Here is a 20,402-nt window from a genome sequence, read left to right as displayed (position 1 = left end):
CTTTATTGCAATGTTAAAACGAACACGATACTTCCTATTAGTAATAGTAAGGAAATCCAACTGGTTTTGTGACCGAAATTGATGGTCCAGCCAATCCCAAAACGTTTTTCCACCATTATGCTCGGATCGTTCTTATTCACATAAAACATTCCGAATTTCCAGTATCGATCGTCATCTTGATCGATTACCCCTTCTAGACTTTCATCCGGGTGTGATACGGTTATTCTGGTGCCACTTTGCCCTACTTTAATGGCGTAAAATAGAACGGAACCTAAAATAATGACCAAGAAAGAGATGGTGGAAGCAAGAGTTACTGAAGTTGACATGGTTTCAGGAAAAATAATGGTCAGTTGTAAGTACCCCATCAACAACGTCACCGTGATGGTCACGACAAACAATAACCAACTTGTATATTTACGGAACGCGAGTTGTTGTTCTCGGGAACGTTTTTTATTTCGTACCTGAATCTTTGCACCCGATTGCTTCATAGCCCCATTGAAAAACAGCAACATGCCTTGAAGCACGAGTGTCAGGAATGGCAACGAACTGACTGAAAGCCAACTTTTTTCCGTAAATGCATCCGCTTCCCCATTCGGACCCCAGTGCGTCGGAAGCTGGTCAGGTAACAAATCATATTGGGTTAATCCATAAACACTTAGACCGAATGTCAAAAGCATGGGCAAGATAAAATACATGTTGGGCAACAGCTTCAGTTGCTCACGAAACTGCAGGTCTACCACTTTCCGCTCAACTTGACCCGCTGTCCATTTTTCATCTTTCTTCCAGTTAGCTAATGCAATATGATTTTTTGCATATAGCCCCATCGGCAGAACCAATGCACCTATTTGTGTGGCTAATCCCCAAAATACAATTTGTTGCTCCTGTGGACGGACGATTAACACCCCGCCAATGAATAGGACCAGAACAACCACACCACATAGCAAAACCAATTGTGTGTAGCGATTTTTCATCTTCATAAGACGCGGGTCTTTTAAGTGCGTATCCGGGATATACACGCCAAACGCTTCACTTTCCTTCAGAAACTTCGGTAAAAAGGCTTGAATGGCAATGTTGAACATTAATAGGACGATAAAAATGATTGCTGACATTACTTAACCTCCTTCAAATCCAAAATAATTTCTTTCACCAGTAACTCAATGTCCTCTTGAGACAACTGAAGACAAAGTGCTTCTGCTATGATTGGGCGTAATTCTTTACTCAGTCGTTGGCGATCGGAAGCTGATGCTTTCCGTACACCTTTTTCATGAATGAATACACCTTTCTTCGGTACAATCTGAATAAATTCCTTCTCTTCCAAGTAGTGATAAGCTTTATTTACCGTATGCATGTTCATGCCGAGATCAGCTGCAAATGAGCGTACAGATGGCAAAGAATCTCCAGGTTTCAAAGCCCCCTTTGCTACCCCTTCAATAATTTGCTGAGCCAATTGCAAGTAAATCGGTACGGTCGATTCCGGTTCAATCTCAATAAACATATGCGACCTCCCTTTGTTCTATTCTTAGTAGAACAGTCTTGTTATATACAATATAGAACAGAATTTGCTGATTGGCAAGTATTGATATTCACTTTATTTACAATCCTTTTTTCATGCGTTACAATGAAGCCGTTCTTGAATATATAAAACTGCATACGAATTTGCACTAGGGGTGCTATAGTTTGGCTGAGATGAGAGCATTTGCTCCGATCCCTTAACACTCGATCCAGGTAATACTGGCGTGAGGAAGTGCGGTGACCTTTGCCCAACTTTTTTTCTTTTTGCGCAAACCAGCTGCATTCCACGTCGAATGCAGCTTTTTTATGTTCAATAATAGGTGCCTGGCACTAAAAAAGGAGGAAAAAGAGATGTCGAATGAGTTTAGTTGTGGGATTAGTCCAATCGTTGGTTTACGGTTTTCGATTCACCCGATGGCGGACAATTTTATTAAAATTATTAAAGGGGCTTTGCGTGAAGCAGATACCTCAAATGTATGGATGCATACCGACGACGTCAGTACGGTGATGCGTGGGAAGCAAGTGCATGTATTCGATACAGCGAGAGCCATCGTATTGTATGCAGCAAAAACGGGTGCCCATGTCGCCTTTAACGGAACCTTTTCGATTGGCTGCCCAGGTGATTCTGCAGGCGATGTTTATCTGGAAAAAGATGATGTTCTGTTAAACCATCCTCAAATTCGCGAAATCAAACAATATGTATCATCACAATTTGCTCTGTATCCGATGAATAACCCCGATTATATGTCGGTTATTTATCAGGAAGTGGCACGCGCAAAAGAATATGGTGTGTTCAATGATTCCATGCATTATGCAAGTGGACTTCATGGGGATATTCACGATGTGTTTGCATTCCTTGAAGATTCTTTTACACACGCTCGATCGGAACAACATAAACATTTGGTCATGACTGTTAACATGAGCATCAACAGCCCTTCTCACAAAGGAGATGAGTAATATGTTGAAGTCCTGGAAACTGAAAGAAGTTGTGTTGCTATCCGTTTTTGCAGTTGTCTTTGCCGTCGTTTATTTGCTGTTTGTTCAAGTAGGAAACATTTGGGCTGGAGTGATTGGACCTATTGCATACGAGTGGATCTTTGGGATTTGGTTTATTGTGTCGATCATTTGTGCATACATCATCCGCAAACCGGGTGCCGCTCTTTTGTCTGAAACCATGGCAGCGACTATTGAAGTGATGATCGGTAATGCGGTGGGACCACGTTTGATTTTATCTGGACTAGTCCAGGGGCTTGGTGCAGAAGCTGCGTTTGCCGCGACAGGTTACAAACGCTATGACTGGTGGGTGCTTTGTTTAGCGGGGATTGGTTCTGCAGTCTTCAGTTTTGCCTATGGCTTCTTTGTATCTGGTTACGCAGCGCTTGACCCTTCACTGCTTCTCTTGATGTTCACACTTCGAGTGATGAGTGGTGCCATCATCGCTGGTTTAGGAGGAAAGTATGTATCCGATGGTTTACTGGCAACAGGGGCTCTCCGTGGATATTCGATTTCTCGCAATACATCAAAGAAACACAAGCTGAAGGGTGAGTCCATTGGGTAAAGCTTTCACGAATGAATCACCAAGTGGCATCTCACAAGTAGTTGACTTCAGAGGAGTCACGTTTCAATTTCCAGACGATGACTCGCCAGTTTTTACAAACATTTCATTTTCGATAGATGCTGGCGAACGTGTCGTCTTATATGGTCCGAGTGGCTGCGGGAAAAGTAGTTTACTGTATTTAATGAACCGTTTGTACCCTGCCAATTGTGACGGAGAGCTAAGTGGTTCGGTTGTCCTCTTTAATAAAGACACCAGTAGTTATGTCGCTGGGGAAATTAATCGGAGAATCGCTACCGTCTTCCAAGATCCGGATACACAATTTTGTATGCCTACAGTTGAACAAGAAATGGCTTTTACGTTAGAAAATCTGCACGTCAATCGGGCAGAAATGGAACAGCGAATCACATCAACACTTACCCTAACCGGTCTTTCTGAAATCCGGCATGCAATGATTCAAACGCTTTCCGGAGGAATGAAACAACGACTTGCAACCGCTTGTGCATTGTTAATAGAACCGCAAGTGCTGTTGCTCGACGAGCCGCTTGCTCATTTAGACCCTCTGACCGCACAACAATATGTGGAGTGGTTGGATGCATTGCAATTATCCAATGGCTTCACGATCGTGGCTGTTGAACACCGGCTCGATTTGTGGGGTTCATTTTTCGACCGTGCCCTTCTCGTCACATCATCCGGGAATTTCCCTGTCGAAAAGCATCCGACGAGATTTCCAATTCGTTTTCCTTCACGTACTTCGACTATTCAAGAAGGTATAACGTTGGAAGCAAGAAATGTCAGTGTGAACATCAATGAAAAACATTTATTACATGACGTTTCCCTCCGTTTGCAAAGAGGTGAAATCGCCGTCCTTGCAGGTCCGAATGGCAGTGGAAAATCCACTTTCCTGAAAACCATATGTGGTATTTTGAAAAAATCGGCAGGGTACATCGAAAGTGGAAACACGTTTCCGGGGTACGTTCCACAATCGCCAGAGCATTTATTTGTTACTCAACAAGTAGGACAGGAGATTTCCTTTTCAAATTACTCTAGCACTGATGAAATTGAGGATATTATGCAACGGTTACGACTAGCTGAAATTCACGATGCCCACCCTTTTGCAATCAGTCATGGACAAAAACGACGTGTGGCAATTGGAGCTCTGCTAGCAGATAAGCGACCGGTTCTATTATTAGATGAACCTACATCTGGACAGGATTCAGATGCTCTTATCGAATTGTTTCACTTACTCGATGCTCGTGCCAAAGAAGGGTTCAGCGTATTGATTGTGACGCATGATATGGCGTTTGCTGAAGCCATCGCGGACACCGTTTTCTTATTAAATAACGGTGAATTAACGGGGCGTTATGAAATTGACCAATTGTGGCAGCAATCCGAATTATTAAAACGTCATCAATTACTTTCTCCGATAGGAGCGGTTTCATATGTCTAGTCGTACTTGGTTACATGAAATGAATCCTGCTTTGAAGTTTATGTTAGTTATTGTCTCTATGTTGACTTTGGCGTGGTTTTTCAATCCATGGACGCCTTTTCTATTATTTATCGGTGTTATTTTTGTTCAAATATCGTTCAGTCGGGTAAATTGGAAAGTTTGGATTTTATTCATGATTCCAATAGGCTTTACTGCTCTCGGATATTTATGGACGACAGTGCTCTTTGCGGCTGATACAAGTGGTGACGTCATTTGGGCATGGCATGGATTTGAAGTGACGGATAAACAGTGGCATACAGCGTTATCATTGGCGTTTCGTGTTTTCGCTTTCTCTTCACTGTCTTTGTTGTTTGCATTAACTACAGATCCAGTTAAATTTGTGATGAGTTTAATGCAACAATTAAGGCTGTCTCCGAAACTTGCATACGGTGTGATGGTTGGATATCAGTTTTTGCCTGTCGTGAAGGATGAGTTCATTCAGATTCGACATGCACATCGATTGCGAGGAATTGGTCAGGAAAAACATGCTTGGCAACGCCTCGTAAGCATGAGAAGGCTATTGATTCCACTGCTTGCGAGCGCTGTTCGTCGAGCGGAACGGACGGCATTCGCCATGGAAGCAAGAGGCTTTACAGGTGAGCGGCGTTCCGTTTATTACGAACCACTCACCATCGCTGGCCGTGATTGGTTACTTGCCATCATTATAATCAGTATATTGATAGGCAGTAGTGTCACTGGCTTCCTTTTGAGCTGAACCAAAAAATCGCCCTTTGACAAACGTTGTCATGGGCGATTTTCTATTATATTTGCAATTCACTGAGTCGCGGCATTGCAGTCAATGCACCAGCTTTTGTAGCAGCTAGGGCTCCAAGATGATTGGCAAAAGCCGTACATTCAATAAGGGATTCCATCGTTGACGGCAAACCATTGAGATGGACATAGCGTAATACGCCTGCCATAAAGGCATCTCCAGCTCCGGTCGTATCGACAGGTACCACCGGTTCTACCGGAACATGCTGGAGTTCTCCATTCAAAACGGCATAAGTCCCTTCCGCACCGGCTGTTATTAAAATGATGGGGATATTCAGCTTGGCGATTGCTGCAAGTCCTTCTTCCATGGTAGTCGTTTCAGTTAAGAACGTTAACTCTTCTTCCGTGAACTTCAACAAATCTGCGTCTTTGAAAAATGAAGAGATTGTTTCGCGGCACTCGGTTTCACTATTCCAGCGTAGCGGGCGGATATTGGCATCAAAAGACAATAAAGCTCCGTGCTTTTTCGCGTATTCTACTGCTTTGCGGGATGTCTCCAATGCCTTCGGTTGAAACAATGTACCAGAACATAAATTTAAAACAGATGCTTTTTCAAATGCCTCTTCTTTCAAATCCTCAGCTCCGACTTGAATATGTGGTGCATCGTCAATATATTGATGAAAAATTCGATCATGGTCTTCCGTTAAATGCACATACACTCCACTCACCCGTTTTTCAGGTTCTACTTTGGCAAAGTCCATGATGACTTCTTCAACTTCAAGTTCACCTCGTACAAACTCAGACGTTGCATCATCACCTGTAATGGTAATAAATGCTGAAGGTACGCCAAGCCTAGCAACACCTACTGCTACATTAACGGTAGCCCCTCCCAAAAACATTGAAAATGATGTATTCGTTGAATCGGTTGCAATATAGTCTACAAAAGCATCCCCGTAAGTGAGGACGTGCGATTTTTGTGATTGAGTCATCATCCATCCTCCTTCTATATAGTAGTATTAGATTACCATGAACGGCGTTGTAGAGGGAACATGTACATTTTGGTATAGTTGAAGGAAGGAGTTGAGTTTCATGACCATACATATTCGAAAAGCAAGACCTGAAGATGCTGAAATAGCCGTTCCACTCATCATCGATGCGATTGGCGACGTTGCCGAGCAAATGACTGGCGAAAAGGATGCCGAAGCAGTGACAGAACAGTTAATCCACTTATTTCAGAAAGAAGACAATCGACATTCCTATTTAAATACGGTAATTGCCGAACAACAAGATGGGATTACTGGAGTGATGGTTCTATATTCAGGAACCGACGCCATTGAAATGGATGCGAATTTAGTAACATGGTTACGCACGAAAACAGGAGACCCAATCGTTATTCCACCAGAGGCACGTAAAGACGAATTTTATATTGATACCGTTTGTGTAAACCCCGATTTCCGTGGGCAGGGCATCGGCAGTATCTTATTGAAGCACGCAGAAGAAGTCGCTCGAAAAGAAGGTTTCTCTAAAGCCGCACTTAATGTGGAGTTGGAAAAGGAAGCAGCCATTCGGCTATATGAAAGAATCGGTTATCATATTGCTGAACCGTGGGAAATCTATGGCGGTGCCTTTCATCACATGGTGAAACCTCTTTAGGACAAACCATTCTCTAAAAAAACGCCCGGCCTTTTGTAGGCTGGGCGTGATTTTGTTACTGGGCTTTTGAATGAGTGCAATGATTTCATCCATACACGCTTGAATATGTTCAGATTCTACGTTCATCAAGAAGACAAATTCGTTCACCCGACGGATTAGGGAATAATTTATACAATAGAACGGTGTCGTGAACATCCCCAACAATAAGAAGAAACTCTATTTTTATAGAATATTTTCTTTCCACTTTATCCGATACTTAAACAAAAGCAGTGTAACATATAAATTCCCAGTTCTGTCACAGCTGTATTAGCTTTTTTTTGCTACAATGACATCAACGAAACGAAATGAGGCGTATGACAAATGAAACGATTTTTAGCAATTGGATCAATGCTCGCTGTTCTTACTCTTAGTGCTTGTGGAACAAATGACGAACATGAAGGACATAACGCAGCAAAGACAGATGAAGTTCCAGAAATAGTTGAAGTCGATTTAATCGTACCTGAAACAGTTACTGCCGGTGAAAAGGTAGTAATCGCTGCTGCAGTCACACAAGACGGAGAAATTGTGGAAGATGCGAATGAAGTAAAGATTGAGGTCTTGAATTTAACTTCTGGCGAAAAAGAAATGATTGTTGCAACATTAAATGAAGACAAACAGTATGCAATTGACTATACATTTAAGACAAATGGGACGTATGATATTACATCGCATGTAACAGCTCGTGATATGCACATTATGCCTACAAAACAAACAACGGTGACCGGTGGCGAAGAAACGTCAAGCAAAGCGACCGACACTTCGACTGAAGGAAAAGCTCATGGCAACGATAGCCATCATAGCCACGGTGCAACGATTGATTTTGAAGACGGTTCTGCGACTGTTGGTGAAGCGGTAATGTTAATTGCCAATGTTTTTCTAACGGATGCGCCTCTTGAAGGAGCACGCGTACGATATGAAATTTCACGCAGTGATGACGACCACCACACTTGGCTGGAAGCCCCTGAAAAAGGCGCTGGCGTGTACCAGACAGAATACACCTTTACAGAGTCTGGAACTTACGAAATTCAAGTTCATGTAACTAAAGGCGACGATGTGCACGACCATGTGGTAAAAACGTATACAGTGAAATAAGATAGACGCAATCCTGTAAATGGGATTGCGTTTTTTTTACAAAGAGGCTATCTTAAAGAAGTTTATCTGTCTATCATGGCTCTATTTTCTTTTTGAACAATAACGAACCAACAAAAAAGAGGAGCGCCAATCTGGCCTCCTCTTTCCTTCTTTCTCTAAGGACTGCATGGAACGCCCTTTTGTGATAGAAGAGCTTGATGTTTTCGGTCTACTTTTTCTTAGCTGGTTTAATGGCGAATGTAACCGCTACAAACAACGCAAAGCTTAAGAGTAATGTACTTCCACCCACAATGTAGAAAATCAATGAGAATGTTTCAGGTATTCCAAGAGGTTGCATAAATTGAAGCCACATTCCTACTGTTAATCCGATTGCTCCTAAAATGGCTGACCATGCATGAACGACGACCAATTTCGGATATTTCACTTCAAACAACTTGTAGAATACACCCCAACTAAATACAGATAACCAACCCACCAGCAAAATATGTGCATGAATCGGCTTGAATGCGTACGACCCGGCTCCCGCCATATGCGAGCCGATATAGGCGCCAATAATCCCAAAAATTGCGGCAATCCGGATTAAACGAATACTCCATTTTTCTTGCATATTATTTCTACCTTTCTTCTTTTAAGATGAGTTCATCTTACCACACGAAGATGAACATAACGTGAACTTGGTATTACAGTTTTGGAAGAATGATTTGAATGGTGGTTCCTTTATCAATCTCACTATTGATTGACACTGTTCCTTTGTGACGTTTCACGACCTCACTGACAATTGCCAGTCCAAGCCCTGTTCCTTCCTTAGCTCGAGTCCGGGAGAGATCGGCTCGGTAAAACCGGTCAAAAGCTTTTTCTGCTTGTTCATCGGTCAATCCAATCCCTGAATCTTCTATTGTAATAGCAACTTCCTTCTCCAGCTCAAATCCTTTAATGTGAATGAATCCATTTAAACGGTTGTATTTTACTGCATTGGTGATGATGTTTTCCCATACTTGCATCAATAATTCCGGATTTCCGTGTGTAAGCAGGGGTGGCATATCTATCTGAACATCCAGCTCCAACTCTTCAAAACGCCATTCATTTTGACGAATGGACCTTTCAATTTGCTCTTTAATAGAAACCCTCTTATAAGTGGGTTGATACGATTGATGATCTAGTGAAGTCAAATACAACAGCTGCTTTGTTAATGCTGACAATCTCCTACTCTCTAACTCCACGATTTCAGCATATTGAAGTCGTTCATCTTTCGGACAAGATGGATTTGCAAGTAACTGCGCATATCCTTGGATGTTCTGTAAGGGTGACTGGAAATCATGTGAGACATGACTTATAAAATCTTTTCGTACTTGATCATTCTCTTTCAAACGAGTGGCCATGATTTGAAAACTTGCAGCCAGCTGTCCGATTTCATCCCTACTTGAAACAGCAATGGGCTCATCAAAGCGTTCATTCGCTATTTTATTCGTTGCTTCCGTTAATAAGGTGATGGGTTGAATCATCTTTCTCGCGACAATTATCATCGCAAGTAAACTAAACACGGTCATGGATGTAGCCAGTCCACCCAGCAGAAGGTGTACTTCCGTAAATAACATTTTGATATTTGGGCGAATAAACAGCGCATGATTCTCGCCGTCATAAACAAATGGAACGCCGACTGTATTGGTCAATTGATTTGAAAAGAAGCCGGTAACAAACGTTTCTTTCGGAAAATCTCTCATGCCGTGATAAATTTCTCCTTCAAGTACCCCTTCTTTTACTTTTGCAGGCAAAGTTGATTTACGAAATGGACCACCATGAAAATCTGATTCACCCGCTTCATTTACAACGTACAATTGGTATCCGACATCACCAAATACCTCGATTGATTCAGTTAAAGGGACGCTTGGATTGCGTTCAATGAAAGCTGCCATGTCTTGTGCAATCCCAACATTTTTGGCGTCATTTTGTTCTTTTAATTGTTGATGGTAATACGTATTGACCAATAAAAACCCAAGGGTGGCACTTCCAACCATGATGGCGACTGTCACAAGGATAAACTTGCTATACAAAGATCTCATGTTTGAGCCTCCAACTTATAGCCAACTCCACGTACTGTACCAATCTTCACATCTGAGACAAATCCCTCCAAGCGTTGCCTTAATCGTTTTATATGTACACTCAATGTCTGTTCATCACCTTCATAATCGTATCCCCAAACTTGCTCCATCAGTACACTTCGTGTAAATACAGTGCCTGGATTGGATGCGAGCAAAGCAAGCAATTCAAATTCTTTTAAGGGCAGCCACTTTGTTTCAACTCCATTTGAAATATCGAGTCGCTTTCGATTAATCACAAGTGACCCAACCTGCATGCGTATTTCATTTGGTTTGGCGCTCCTTCTTAACACAGCCCCTATGCGGAAAAGGAGTTCCTGCGGTTCAAACGGTTTAACGACGTAGTCATCAGAACCTGCAAGAAATCCTTTTTCTTTATCTTCAAGCAAATTTTTGGCTGTTACCAATATAACGGGAATATCAAATTCATCCCGAATCTTTTTTGTTAACGCGAAACCATCCATGCCGGGCATCATCACGTCAACGACAACCACATGTGGCCACACACGTGGAATTAACGTAAGTGCACTCTCTGCATCCAGTGCTTTTTCCACTTTATATCTCGCTTTGCTTAAATGGATACTCATAAGCGCTAAAATATTTGGATCATCATCTACCAATAATATGGTTCGCATTTACTCAACCCCTTCATCGCTTCCCAATCGAAGCTTTCGTACTTCTGCAATCAGCAGCCCTGACAATAAAATCACGACGGTGGTCAAGTAGAACCAAAGCACCAGCACGATAATCCCTGACAGTTGACCATACAGTCGCTTGTAATTGACATTCGCCACGTAGTCGGCAAAAAGAATCGAAACGACTTGCCAACCAACTGCCGACAATAAAGCACCAGGCCATACATCACGGAAAGTGAGTCTTTTGTTTGGTACGATTTTATAGAAAAGCAGGAAAAACAGGAACAAAAATACAGACCCAAGCCCCCACTTAACTGCGGGCCAAATATAAATCCACCCTTGCCAGTGATCGATTGTACCCGCTTTTGATACCACCCAGTGCAATCCACTTTCAATGAATGGTAAAAACAATGACAACGGTATAAGTGTCATAAACAAAAGGGTTATGCCAAGATCTCGAAGCAGTCCTTTCCAATAAGGAAGTGTACTTTTAATTCCATTCGCTTCATTCAATGCACGGGCAAGCGCCTGCACAGCCATAGATGAAACCCAGAACGCAGCCAGCAAACTGAGGGACAGTACGCGTCCTTTGTCTGCAGCCAGGATATTTGTCACATTGTCTTCTATTAAATTGAACGATTCACCAGGAGCAAACGGTCTCAAGAAATTTAAAATCTGTTGCTCATCTACCGGAAAGAAGCTAATTAATGACAGGATAAATAGTAAGAAAGGAAATACCGATAAAAGCAGATAATAAGCGGTTTGAGCAGCTTCATCGAAAAATCGCTCCGAAAAAAACCGCATAAATATACGTGTAACGAGCTTCATCTATGGTTCCTCCAAGCTTGTTCTACTGTCATTGTGACCGAAACATATGGATTTAAGCAAGAAAAAACCCCATACAAAGTGTAAGGGGATAAAATGTACGTTTTGACGGACCATTTTATATAAATGACCATGACCTTTTAAGTATAATCTTCTACCCAACAAAAAAGACCAACAGCTTAATGTCGGTCTTTCAAATTGATAATCATCGATGATCGCAAAATTCACGGGTTCGTCTTTACTTCAATCATAATCGGACTTTTCACGAGTTGGAATGACTCTAAGTCACGCATGACTTGTGACACTTCAGTAGCTGTTATCTTTTCACTCCGCATGTTATGTATCGACTCTTCTTCACGTGTGGAGTGCACAGCAATTTGGTCAATCCATGTACCAGAAATATTTAATTCTCGAAGTGAAGTAGGCAAGCCTAGCTTATGATAGAACGGCAATAATCGCTCCACTTCGCATTCTTTTTGTTCAAGGAGAAGTTGAACCAAAATGCCGTAAGCTACTTTATTTCCATGAAGCGCCTCGTGTGACTCCGGTGCAATGGTCATTCCGTTATGAATGGAGTGGGCACCTGCAATGCGACCAAATTTGTCACCAAATCCACCAACCATGCCCCCTAGCATAATAATGGATTCAACTACTTTTTTAAATGACTCTGACACTCGGGCTTCTTTCGCGTCAGCAATGGCTTCTTCTGCATTAGCAAACATTTCTTCAGCACACAGCCGAGCGGTATGATGAGCGACTTTCAGCGCAACCGGGGGATGGGTTAATCGCCGAATTTGTACGTCTGCCTCATACCACTTGGCTAGCGTGTCGCCGATACCTGCAATCAAAAGTGGAGCTGGGGCTTTCACTAAAATGCGCGGCTCGACGAGAAGAATGTCAACACTCATGGGGTACACATCGTAATGTGTCATAACCCCTTCATCTGAATAAATAACGCTTAGTGGTGTCCACGGTGCGCAGTTTGAAGCAAGTGTTGGAATTAACACTGACTTCGTTCTACTAGCGCTAGCAGCCGCTTTCACCACGTCCAATACTTTTCCGCCGCCTACTCCAATAATGGCATCCACACCATCAGTTTGTGCCAACGTAGACACTCTATTAATTTCAGTGAGTGAACACTCGCCTTTATAGAAGGTATGTGATACCTGAATGCTTTTTAGATTTGGAAAGTAATAGCGAGCTGCATTCCATGATTTCACACCTGAAACAATAAGTACTCGCTGAATGCTTCTTAGCTGTAACTTCTCTTCTAATTCATTCAGTACACCACTTTTACAAACATATTCAGCTGGTGCACCCCGCACTATGATGTCTTCCACAAAAACCCTTCTCTCTTAACGGTTTTTCATCCACTCTGGTTTGCCGAAACCTACGAATTCCGCATCGATGATTTCCTCGAATTCTGGTGCTTCCACGACTTCAATTAAATCTTTCGCTAATTGTGAGTCTTTGTTTGCTGTCGTTACAGTAACTAAGTTGCGGTATCGGTCCGGCATGTTCTCAAGCAAAATCGCATCCAGCAGGCTCATTTCCGCTGCCAAAGCAAAGTTACCAGGTACAGCTGCTAAGTCCGCACTGTCCACTGCACGTGGAAGTTGGCCAGCTTCAATTGGTTGGAACACCAAGTTCTTCGAATTTGATTTAATGTCCTTTTCAGACGACTTCAATGGTTCTGCATTAGGGTCTAATTCAATTAATCCATGGTCTTGCAAGATTAATAATGTACGAGCTGCATTCACCGGGTCATTCGGAATGGCAATGGTTGCTCCATCCTTGATCTCTTCAACAGATTTGAACTTGTTGGAGTAAATACCCATTGGTGCTGTCGGCACTGCAATTAAGCCTGTCAATTCCATATCATTTTCTTTTGAGAAGTTTTCCAAGTAAATCGAGTGCTGGAAAAGATTTGCGTCAATATCTCCATTGTCCAACGCAATATTCGGTTGAATATAGTCACTGAATTCAACGATTTTCACTTTGTATCCTTTCTCTTCAAGAGCGGGTTTGATTGCCTTATTGAGCATGTCGCTATATGGACCTGCTGATCCGCCTAATGTCACTGATTTGTCATTGTCCGCATTACCTTTTGACTCTTTGTCGCTTCCTCCACATGCAGCAAGTGCTGCTGTCATTAAGACTAGAATGAACATAAATAAAACTTTTTTCATCTCTATTTCTCTCCCTTTTTATCGTTTATCTATTGCTTTTGACGTCCAGTCACCTAGCTGCTGAATGACTTGAACGAGAACAATTAAAATGACAACTGTCACCATCATGATTGTTTCATCATAACGGTAATATCCGAAGCGAATGGCTAAGTCTCCAATACCGCCGCCTCCAACCACACCCGCCATGGCGGAGTATGCTACTAAACTAATGATTGTCATCGTAATGCCTTGCACGATGCTGGTTTTTGCTTCAGGCAATAATACATCCTTGATGATCATCCAAGGAGTCGCGCCAACTGCAATGGCTGCTTCAATCACCCCTTTATCAATTTCACGAAGAGACGTTTCCACAATTCTGGCGAAGAAAGGAATTGCAGCAACTGACAATGATACACTTGCAGCTGCTGGGCCAATCGTTGAGTCTACCAGTAATTTGGTTAAAGGGATAAGAGCTACCAACAAAATGATAAATGGAATGGAACGAACCATATTGACGATAAAACCGAGTGTTCCTTTAACAAATCGATTTTCTAAAAATAAACCTCGGTCTGTAACAAAAAGCACAATCCCCAACGGTAAGCCAATAATGATTGCGACTGTTAATGAAACCCCAATCATATACATCGATTGCCCGAATGCATTCAGGATGTCTGGCCACATTTCAATTACATGCGTTATATCAATTCCCATTACGTACCACCTCCACTTGCGCCCCTCGTCCTTCCATATACGTGATGGCTCTTGTTATATTTTCTGGTTGTCCTTGAATTTCCATCAAAAACAAGCCGAGTGGTATTTCCTGAATGTATTCAATCGCGCCATGCAAGAAATTACCTCGTACATCAAAATTCTGAATCATATCCGAGATGACACCTTCTCCCGCCACATTGCCTTTAAATAGCACTTTCACAATACGTCCAGTGACTTGATCCAAAATGGATTGAGGTACTTCGAATGATACGACGCTACTGATGAACTCTTTCGTCAATTCTGCTTTCGGATTGGAGAAAATATCGTAAACCGTTCCCTCTTCAACCACCCGTCCATCTTGCATGACGGCCATGCGATCACATATTTCTTTTACCACATTCATTTCGTGTGTGATCAACACAATGGTGATGTTCAATTCGCGATTGATTTTTTTGAGCAAGCGCAGAATAGATAAGGTCGTATTCGGATCAAGCGCTGAAGTTGCTTCGTCACACAGCAGGACGGAAGGATTGTTTGCCAGTGCACGAGCAATTCCGACACGCTGCTTCTGTCCACCGCTTAATTGGGCCGGATAAACATCTTTCTTATCTGTCAAACCAACCATTTCTAGCAACTCCAAAACGCGGGTCTCCATTTTTTCACTTGGTGTATTAGCTGCCTTTAATGCGAAGGAAATATTCTGAGCAACTGTTTTTTGACTGATCAAGTAAAAGTGTTGAAAGATCATGCCGATTTTCAAGCGGGCTTTACGTAATTTTTCTCCTTTTAATTTTGTGAGGTCCAGTCCATTCACTTCAATTTGTCCGCTTGTTGGTCGTTCCAGCAGATTGATGCACCGTAATAATGAGCTTTTGCCTGCACCTGAGTATCCGACAATACCGAACACTTCCCCTTCATTGACGGTGAGATTTACGCGATCAACACCTATAACCGTTCCTTTTTTCGTTATGTACTCTTTAGATAAATCATTAATTTTTATCATCACAAGCTCCTTTTTGCCAAATAAAAAATGCCCCTTTCATCATGAAAGAGGCACCGAAAAATGGATTTTGGGTTATCTTTCAGAATGAAATCATTCTGTAGGAATTGGCACCTTCCCAGCTCGTGCTGGGGGTTGCCGGACGTCATAGGGCCTATCCCTCGGTCTCTCTTGATAAATTTCCATATGTAGTTGTTTGGTTGTTTTGTTGCTGAAGTAAATCTTACGATGTTTTTATACACGTGTCAAACACTTTTTGAAAATTATTTTCATTTTTCAAACAAAGGTTCATATAGCAAAGGTCTGCGATCCTCGTATACCGGTATGCGAGTACGTACCTCTTCAACTTCTGAAAAATCAACATCAATGATTGCGTAATCTTCATCATCAGCTCCAGTCCATAACACTTTCCCCCAAGGTGCAATGATCATGGATTGGCCATTGAACTGATTGTTCGGATCGTTCCCAGTTCGATTGACGGCGATGACAAAACATTGATTTTCGATTGCACGGGCTTGAAGCAAGATTCTCCAATGATCGATACGAGTTTCAGGCCATTGTGCTGGTAAGAAGAGCACTTTCGCTCCGGCTAATGCATGTGCCCTTAACCACTCAGGAAACCTTAGGTCATAACATATGACCCCTCCTGCTTGAATAGAACCTAATGAAAATACATTTGATTGATTTCCTGCTTTTAAGTATAGATGTTCATCCATGAGACGGAACAAATGCGCTTTGTCATATTCGGACACCAGCTCACCCTCATTCGAATAGATGTACATTGTGTTGTAGAAGCTGTCTCCTTTTTTCGTAGAAACCGACCCTCCTACGATATGGACATGATATGTACGGGCCAGCTCGGAAAGAAATTCTTTTGTTCGTTGCCCTTCGACGTCTGCAAGATGTTCTAACTCCGTTAATGCATAGGCAGTATTCCACATTTCAGGTAATACAACGAGCTCTGCACCCTCACTTGCGACCTTTTTTATGTACTTTTGAACGTTGGAAAAATTTTTTTCAGGCTCGGCAAACGCTACGTCGAGCTGAATGCATGCGATTTTCATGGGTACACCCCCTGTAGACAAGATACACAAAAGATTATAAGATTTGGCTGATGATTGCAACTATTTCAGAAAATGAGGAAAAACCATGGAACTTTCTAAGAAGCTTCAACAATTACCACCACAATTCTTTGCTTCACTTGTTCAAAAAGTAGGAGCTGCAGTGGCACAAGGTCGCGATGTGATCAATTTAGGTCAAGGAAATCCTGACCAACCAACACCTCCACACATCGTAAAAGCCTTGCAAGAAGCTGCAGAAAATCCCCTTACACATAAATATTCGCCATTTCGTGGAATTGGCGAATTGAAGGAAGCTGCAGCAGACTTTTATAAAAGAGAATACAATGTTGAGATTGACCCAACTACAGAAGTTGCGGTTTTATTCGGAACGAAAATTGGACTTGTGGAGTTGCCGATTGCTGTACTGAATCCTGGAGATTTGATGTTACTGCCTGACCCAGGTTATCCGGATTATTTATCTGGAGTCGTCATGGCTGACGTTCAATATGAAACACTACCACTAGTCGCCGAAAACAACTTTTTACCTGATTTCAATATGCTTTCTCAAGACACGAAAGAACGCGCAAAACTCATGTATCTTAACTATCCAAATAATCCAACTGGAGCAACGGCAGACCTTGAATTCTTCAACCAAACCGTCGAGTTCGCAAAAGAAAATGGAATTGCTGTATCACACGATTTCGCCTATGGAGCCATTGGATTTGACGGTGTTAAACCGGTAAGTTTCCTACAAGCTGAAGGAGCTAAGGAAATAGGAATTGAGATGTATACGTTATCTAAAACCTACAACATGGCAGGATGGCGTGTCGGTTTTGCAGTTGGTAACAAAGAGATGATTGAAGCCCTGAACCTGATTCAAGACCATTTATTCGTCAGCCTTTTCCCTGCAATACAGCATGCTGCAGTCGCTGCTTTGAATGAAAATCAATTATGCGTTTCCTCATTGGTCGAGCGCTACGAAAACCGTCGCAATACCTTTATCAACGCATGTAAACGGATTGGTTGGGAAGTAGAAGCCCCTACAGGCTCATTCTTTGCTTGGTTACCCGTTCCAAAAGGATATACCAGCCAAGAATTCACGGACAAACTTTTAAATGAAGCAGACGTAGCCGTAGCCCCAGGAAATGGCTTCGGTGAATTTGGAGAAGGCTATATTCGGGTTGGGTTATTAGTTGATGAGCCACGATTGGAAGAAGCGGTAGATCGGATCGGTAAGCTAGCTATCTTTTGAGAAAGTGGTGACAATGAATGAGTGAGTCTATTAATTTCAAGAGCTTGACCCCTTTAAGCCCAGCGAAAGATATCGAAACCGCCATAACTTTCTATGAACAAAAGCTGGGTTTCACTCCAAACGGCTATGGCGGTGTCTACCGTGGAAATATTGAAATTCTTTTTTACCAAACGGATGATACTCATTTAGGCGAATGGACGAGCTTCCGCATCCTGGTCGATGCAATTGAATCTCTGTATCGTGAATATGAAAAACAACAGGTGATTCATCAGAATGGATCTTTAGAAGCCAAGCCTTGGGGGACTAAGGAGTTCTCCATTATTGATCCAGATGGTGTGTGCATTACTTTTTTTGAACGCTCTTAAAACATTTGGAAAGAACAGACGAAATTAATTACTATCGTGAACACCTTTCATTTGATGATGGGTGTTTTCGTTGTTCTTTTGCAAAGTGTTTAATTTAAGCATTTGGAAATTCTTCGCTCCGAGTCTCATCCCTTTGTTTCCTCGAACTCTTTGTTCCTCCTCTTTCTCGCACACCTTCGTACTAAGCTTAAAAAACAACACAAAAAAACCGATACCTCGGAAGGTATCGGTTTCTTATTTTGCCTAGCGACGTCCTACTCTCACAGGGGGAAACCCCCAACTACCATCGGCGCTAAAGAGCTTAACTTCCGTGTTCGGTATGGGAACGGGTGTGACCTCTTTGCCATTATCACTAGACTTTTTTTGAGTGTTTGTTCACTCAAAACTGGATAAACGGGTCATTGAAAACCATTCAAGTTCATTTTGGTTAAGTCCTCGATCGATTAGTATTCGTCAGCTGCACACGTCACCGCGCTTCCACCTCGAACCTATCTACCTCATCGTCTTTGAGGGATCTTACTTACTTGCGTAATGGGAAATCTCATCTTGAGGGGGGCTTCATGCTTAGATGCTTTCAGCACTTATCCCGGCCACACATAGCTACCCAGCGATGCTCTTGGCAGAACAACTGGTACACCAGCGGTGTGTCCATCCCGGTCCTCTCGTACTAAGGACAGCTCCTCTCAAATTTCCTACGCCCACGACGGATAGGGACCGAACTGTCTCACGACGTTCTGAACCCAGCTCGCGTACCGCTTTAATGGGCGAACAGCCCAACCCTTGGGACCGACTACAGCCCCAGGATGCGATGAGCCGACATCGAGGTGCCAAACCTCCCCGTCGATGTGGACTCTTGGGGGAGATAAGCCTGTTATCCCCGGGGTAGCTTTTATCCGTTGAGCGATGGCCCTTCCATGCGGAACCACCGGATCACTAAGCCCGTCTTTCGACCCTGCTCGACTTGTAGGTCTCGCAGTCAAGCTCCCTTCTGCCTTTACACTCTACGAATGATTTCCAACCATTCTGAGGGAACCTTTGGGCGCCTCCGTTACACTTTAGGAGGCGACCGCCCCAGTCAAACTGCCCGCCTGACACTGTCTCCTGCCCCGCTAAGGGGCAAGGGTTAGAAGTTCAATACAACCAGGGTAGTATCCCACCGACGCCTCCTCCGAAGCTGGCGCTCCGGAATCTCAGGCTCCTACCTATCCTGTACAAGTTGTACCAAAATTCAATATCAGGCTACAGTAAAGCTCCACGGGGTCTTTCCGTCCTGTCGCGGGTAACCTGCATCTTCACAGGTACTATAATTTCACCGAGTCTCTCGTTGAGACAGTGCCCAGATCGTTACGCCTTTCGTGCGGGTCGGAACTTACCCGACAAGGAATTTCGCTACCTTAGGACCGTTATAGTTACGGCCGCCGTTTACTGGGGCTTCAATTCGCACCTTCGCTTGCGCTAAGCACTCCTCTTAACCTTCCAGCACCGGGCAGGCGTCAGCCCCTATACGTCACCTTACGGTTTTGCAGAGACCTGTGTTTTTGCTAAACAGTCGCCTGGGCCTATTCACTGCGGCTCTCTCGGGCTTTAACACCCTAATAGAGCACCCCTTCTCCCGAAGTTACGGGGTCATTTTGCCGAGTTCCTTAACGAGAGTTCTCTCGCTCACCTTAGGATTCTCTCCTCGACTACCTGTGTCGGTTTGCGGTACGGGCACCTTCCACCTCGTTAGAGGCTTTTCTTGGCAGTGTGAAATCAGGAACTCAGACCTAATGGTCCTTGTCATCACAGCTCAACGTTATAGGAACGGGATTTGCCTCATTCCACGCCTTACTGCTTGAACGTACATAACCAACAGTACGCTTACCCTATCCTTCTGCGTCCCCCCATTACTCAAACGGTGGAGTGGTGGTACAGGAATATCAACCTGTTGTCCATCGCCTACGCCTATCGGCCTCGGCTTAGGTCCCGACTAACCCTGAGCGGACGAGCCTTCCTCAGGAAACCTTAGTCATTCGGTGGACGGGATTCTCACCCGTCTTTCGCTACTCATACCGGCATTCTCACTTCTAAGCGCTCCACCAGTCCTTCCGGTCTAGCTTCAACGCCCTTAGAACGCTCTCCTACCACGGATTCCATACGGAATCCATCCACAGCTTCGGTGAATTGTTTAGCCCCGATACATTTTCGGCGCAGCGTCACTCGACCAGTGAGCTATTACGCACTCTTTAAATGATGGCT

Annotated in this window: 20 protein-coding genes, 2 rRNA genes and 2 riboswitches; of the genes, 8 read left to right on the top strand and 14 right to left on the bottom strand. The window is 43.2% G+C overall.

The features are described from left to right. Positions 1-2 precede the first annotated feature (2 nt). Both HMPREF1210_RS16255 and HMPREF1210_RS16250 read right to left on the bottom strand, forming a co-directional pair. A complete protein-coding gene (locus HMPREF1210_RS16255) occupies positions 3-1,109 on the bottom strand; it encodes a DUF1648 domain-containing protein (protein WP_016429789.1) in 1,107 nt (368 codons plus the stop codon). Next, a complete protein-coding gene (locus HMPREF1210_RS16250; RefSeq protein ID WP_016429788.1) occupies positions 1,109-1,495 on the bottom strand; it encodes a GntR family transcriptional regulator in 387 nt (128 codons plus the stop codon). Before HMPREF1210_RS16250 ends, HMPREF1210_RS16255 begins: the two co-directional genes overlap by 1 nt. 158 nt (positions 1,496-1,653) lie before the next feature. Beyond that, positions 1,654-1,760, top strand: a riboswitch (TPP riboswitch). Between the two features lie 103 nt (positions 1,761-1,863). On the opposite strand from HMPREF1210_RS16250, the gene HMPREF1210_RS16245 reads away from it, so the two are divergent. From HMPREF1210_RS16245 to HMPREF1210_RS16230, 4 genes are read left to right on the top strand one after another with little or no spacing between them, the layout of a single operon-like run. Next, on the top strand, positions 1,864-2,469 hold the full coding sequence (locus tag HMPREF1210_RS16245; protein ID WP_016429787.1) for a YkoF family thiamine/hydroxymethylpyrimidine-binding protein: 606 nt from the start codon (positions 1,864-1,866) through the stop codon (positions 2,467-2,469). Between the two features lies 1 nt (position 2,470). Further along, positions 2,471-3,070, top strand: coding sequence for an ECF transporter S component (locus tag HMPREF1210_RS16240; RefSeq protein WP_016429786.1), 600 nt, complete (start codon positions 2,471-2,473; stop codon positions 3,068-3,070). Next, positions 3,063-4,517, top strand: a complete 1,455-nt coding sequence (locus HMPREF1210_RS16235; protein ID WP_016429785.1) for an ABC transporter ATP-binding protein — start codon at positions 3,063-3,065, stop codon at positions 4,515-4,517. Before HMPREF1210_RS16240 ends, HMPREF1210_RS16235 begins: the two co-directional genes overlap by 8 nt. Next, complete coding sequence (locus HMPREF1210_RS16230) at positions 4,510-5,271, top strand: energy-coupling factor transporter transmembrane protein EcfT (protein WP_016429784.1); 762 nt, start codon at positions 4,510-4,512, stop codon at positions 5,269-5,271. Before HMPREF1210_RS16235 ends, HMPREF1210_RS16230 begins: the two co-directional genes overlap by 8 nt. Positions 5,272-5,317: 46 nt before the next feature. Here the strand turns inward: HMPREF1210_RS16230 and HMPREF1210_RS16225 are convergent, their stop codons facing one another. Beyond that, complete coding sequence (locus HMPREF1210_RS16225; protein ID WP_016429783.1) at positions 5,318-6,256, bottom strand: carbohydrate kinase family protein; 939 nt, start codon at positions 6,254-6,256, stop codon at positions 5,318-5,320. 100 nt (positions 6,257-6,356) lie between these two features. Between HMPREF1210_RS16225 and HMPREF1210_RS16220 the strand changes: the two genes are divergently transcribed. Both HMPREF1210_RS16220 and HMPREF1210_RS16215 read left to right on the top strand, forming a co-directional pair. Next, the gene (locus HMPREF1210_RS16220; RefSeq protein ID WP_016429782.1) at positions 6,357-6,920 is read left to right on the top strand and encodes a GNAT family N-acetyltransferase; all 564 of its coding nucleotides are present in this window, start codon (positions 6,357-6,359) and stop codon (positions 6,918-6,920) included. Positions 6,921-7,280: 360 nt separating this feature from the next. Next, a complete protein-coding gene (locus HMPREF1210_RS16215; RefSeq protein WP_016429781.1) occupies positions 7,281-8,051 on the top strand; it encodes a FixH family protein in 771 nt (256 codons plus the stop codon). A 208-nt stretch (positions 8,052-8,259) separates the two neighbouring features. On the opposite strand, the gene HMPREF1210_RS16210 is transcribed toward HMPREF1210_RS16215, so the two are convergent. The 9 genes from HMPREF1210_RS16210 to HMPREF1210_RS16170 form a co-directional block, all read right to left on the bottom strand. After that, a complete protein-coding gene (locus HMPREF1210_RS16210) occupies positions 8,260-8,658 on the bottom strand; it encodes a hypothetical protein (RefSeq protein ID WP_016429780.1) in 399 nt (132 codons plus the stop codon). A 73-nt stretch (positions 8,659-8,731) separates the two neighbouring features. Then, on the bottom strand, positions 8,732-10,111 hold the full coding sequence (locus tag HMPREF1210_RS16205; RefSeq protein WP_016429779.1) for a HAMP domain-containing sensor histidine kinase: 1,380 nt from the start codon (positions 10,109-10,111) through the stop codon (positions 8,732-8,734). Then, a complete protein-coding gene (locus HMPREF1210_RS16200; protein WP_016429778.1) occupies positions 10,108-10,782 on the bottom strand; it encodes a response regulator transcription factor in 675 nt (224 codons plus the stop codon). Before HMPREF1210_RS16200 ends, HMPREF1210_RS16205 begins: the two co-directional genes overlap by 4 nt. After that, a complete protein-coding gene (locus HMPREF1210_RS16195; protein WP_016429777.1) occupies positions 10,783-11,610 on the bottom strand; it encodes a YihY/virulence factor BrkB family protein in 828 nt (275 codons plus the stop codon). Positions 11,611-11,831: 221 nt separating this feature from the next. Then, positions 11,832-12,947: an iron-containing alcohol dehydrogenase family protein gene (locus HMPREF1210_RS16190; protein WP_016429776.1), complete on the bottom strand. Its 1,116-nt coding sequence runs from the start codon at positions 12,945-12,947 to the stop codon at positions 11,832-11,834. 15 nt (positions 12,948-12,962) lie between these two features. Further along, complete coding sequence (locus tag HMPREF1210_RS16185) at positions 12,963-13,796, bottom strand: MetQ/NlpA family ABC transporter substrate-binding protein (RefSeq protein ID WP_016429775.1); 834 nt, start codon at positions 13,794-13,796, stop codon at positions 12,963-12,965. 18 nt (positions 13,797-13,814) lie between these two features. Next, entirely contained in the window at positions 13,815-14,486 is a 672-nt protein-coding gene (locus tag HMPREF1210_RS16180) for a methionine ABC transporter permease (protein ID WP_016429774.1), read from the bottom strand. Next, entirely contained in the window at positions 14,476-15,489 is a 1,014-nt protein-coding gene (locus HMPREF1210_RS16175; protein ID WP_016429773.1) for a methionine ABC transporter ATP-binding protein, read from the bottom strand. The genes HMPREF1210_RS16180 and HMPREF1210_RS16175 overlap by 11 nt, the downstream gene beginning before the upstream one ends. Before the next feature lie 69 nt (positions 15,490-15,558). After that, a riboswitch (SAM riboswitch) is annotated at positions 15,559-15,667 on the bottom strand. A gap of 88 nt (positions 15,668-15,755) precedes the next feature. Then, positions 15,756-16,550: a carbon-nitrogen family hydrolase gene (locus HMPREF1210_RS16170; RefSeq protein WP_016429772.1), complete on the bottom strand. Its 795-nt coding sequence runs from the start codon at positions 16,548-16,550 to the stop codon at positions 15,756-15,758. An 85-nt stretch (positions 16,551-16,635) separates the two neighbouring features. Here HMPREF1210_RS16170 and HMPREF1210_RS16165 point away from each other — a divergent pair, with 85 nt between their 5' ends. Together HMPREF1210_RS16165 and HMPREF1210_RS16160 are read left to right on the top strand one after the other, a co-directional pair. Next, entirely contained in the window at positions 16,636-17,799 is a 1,164-nt protein-coding gene (locus tag HMPREF1210_RS16165) for a pyridoxal phosphate-dependent aminotransferase (protein WP_016429771.1), read from the top strand. Between the two features lie 17 nt (positions 17,800-17,816). Continuing rightward, positions 17,817-18,164, top strand: a complete 348-nt coding sequence (locus HMPREF1210_RS16160; RefSeq protein WP_016429770.1) for a VOC family protein — start codon at positions 17,817-17,819, stop codon at positions 18,162-18,164. A 241-nt stretch (positions 18,165-18,405) separates the two neighbouring features. On the opposite strand, the gene rrf is transcribed toward HMPREF1210_RS16160, so the two are convergent. Both rrf and HMPREF1210_RS16150 read right to left on the bottom strand, forming a co-directional pair. Further along, positions 18,406-18,521 (bottom strand): 5S ribosomal RNA (gene rrf, locus HMPREF1210_RS16155). A gap of 66 nt (positions 18,522-18,587) precedes the next feature. After that, positions 18,588-20,402, bottom strand: a 23S ribosomal RNA gene (locus tag HMPREF1210_RS16150); the annotation flags it as partial.

Source organism: Paenisporosarcina sp. HGH0030 (genome assembly GCF_000411295.1).
GTDB lineage: Bacteria > Bacillota > Bacilli > Bacillales_A > Planococcaceae > Paenisporosarcina.
Note: the sequence above shows the minus strand (reverse complement) of the source record. Positions and strands in the feature narration are given on the sequence as shown.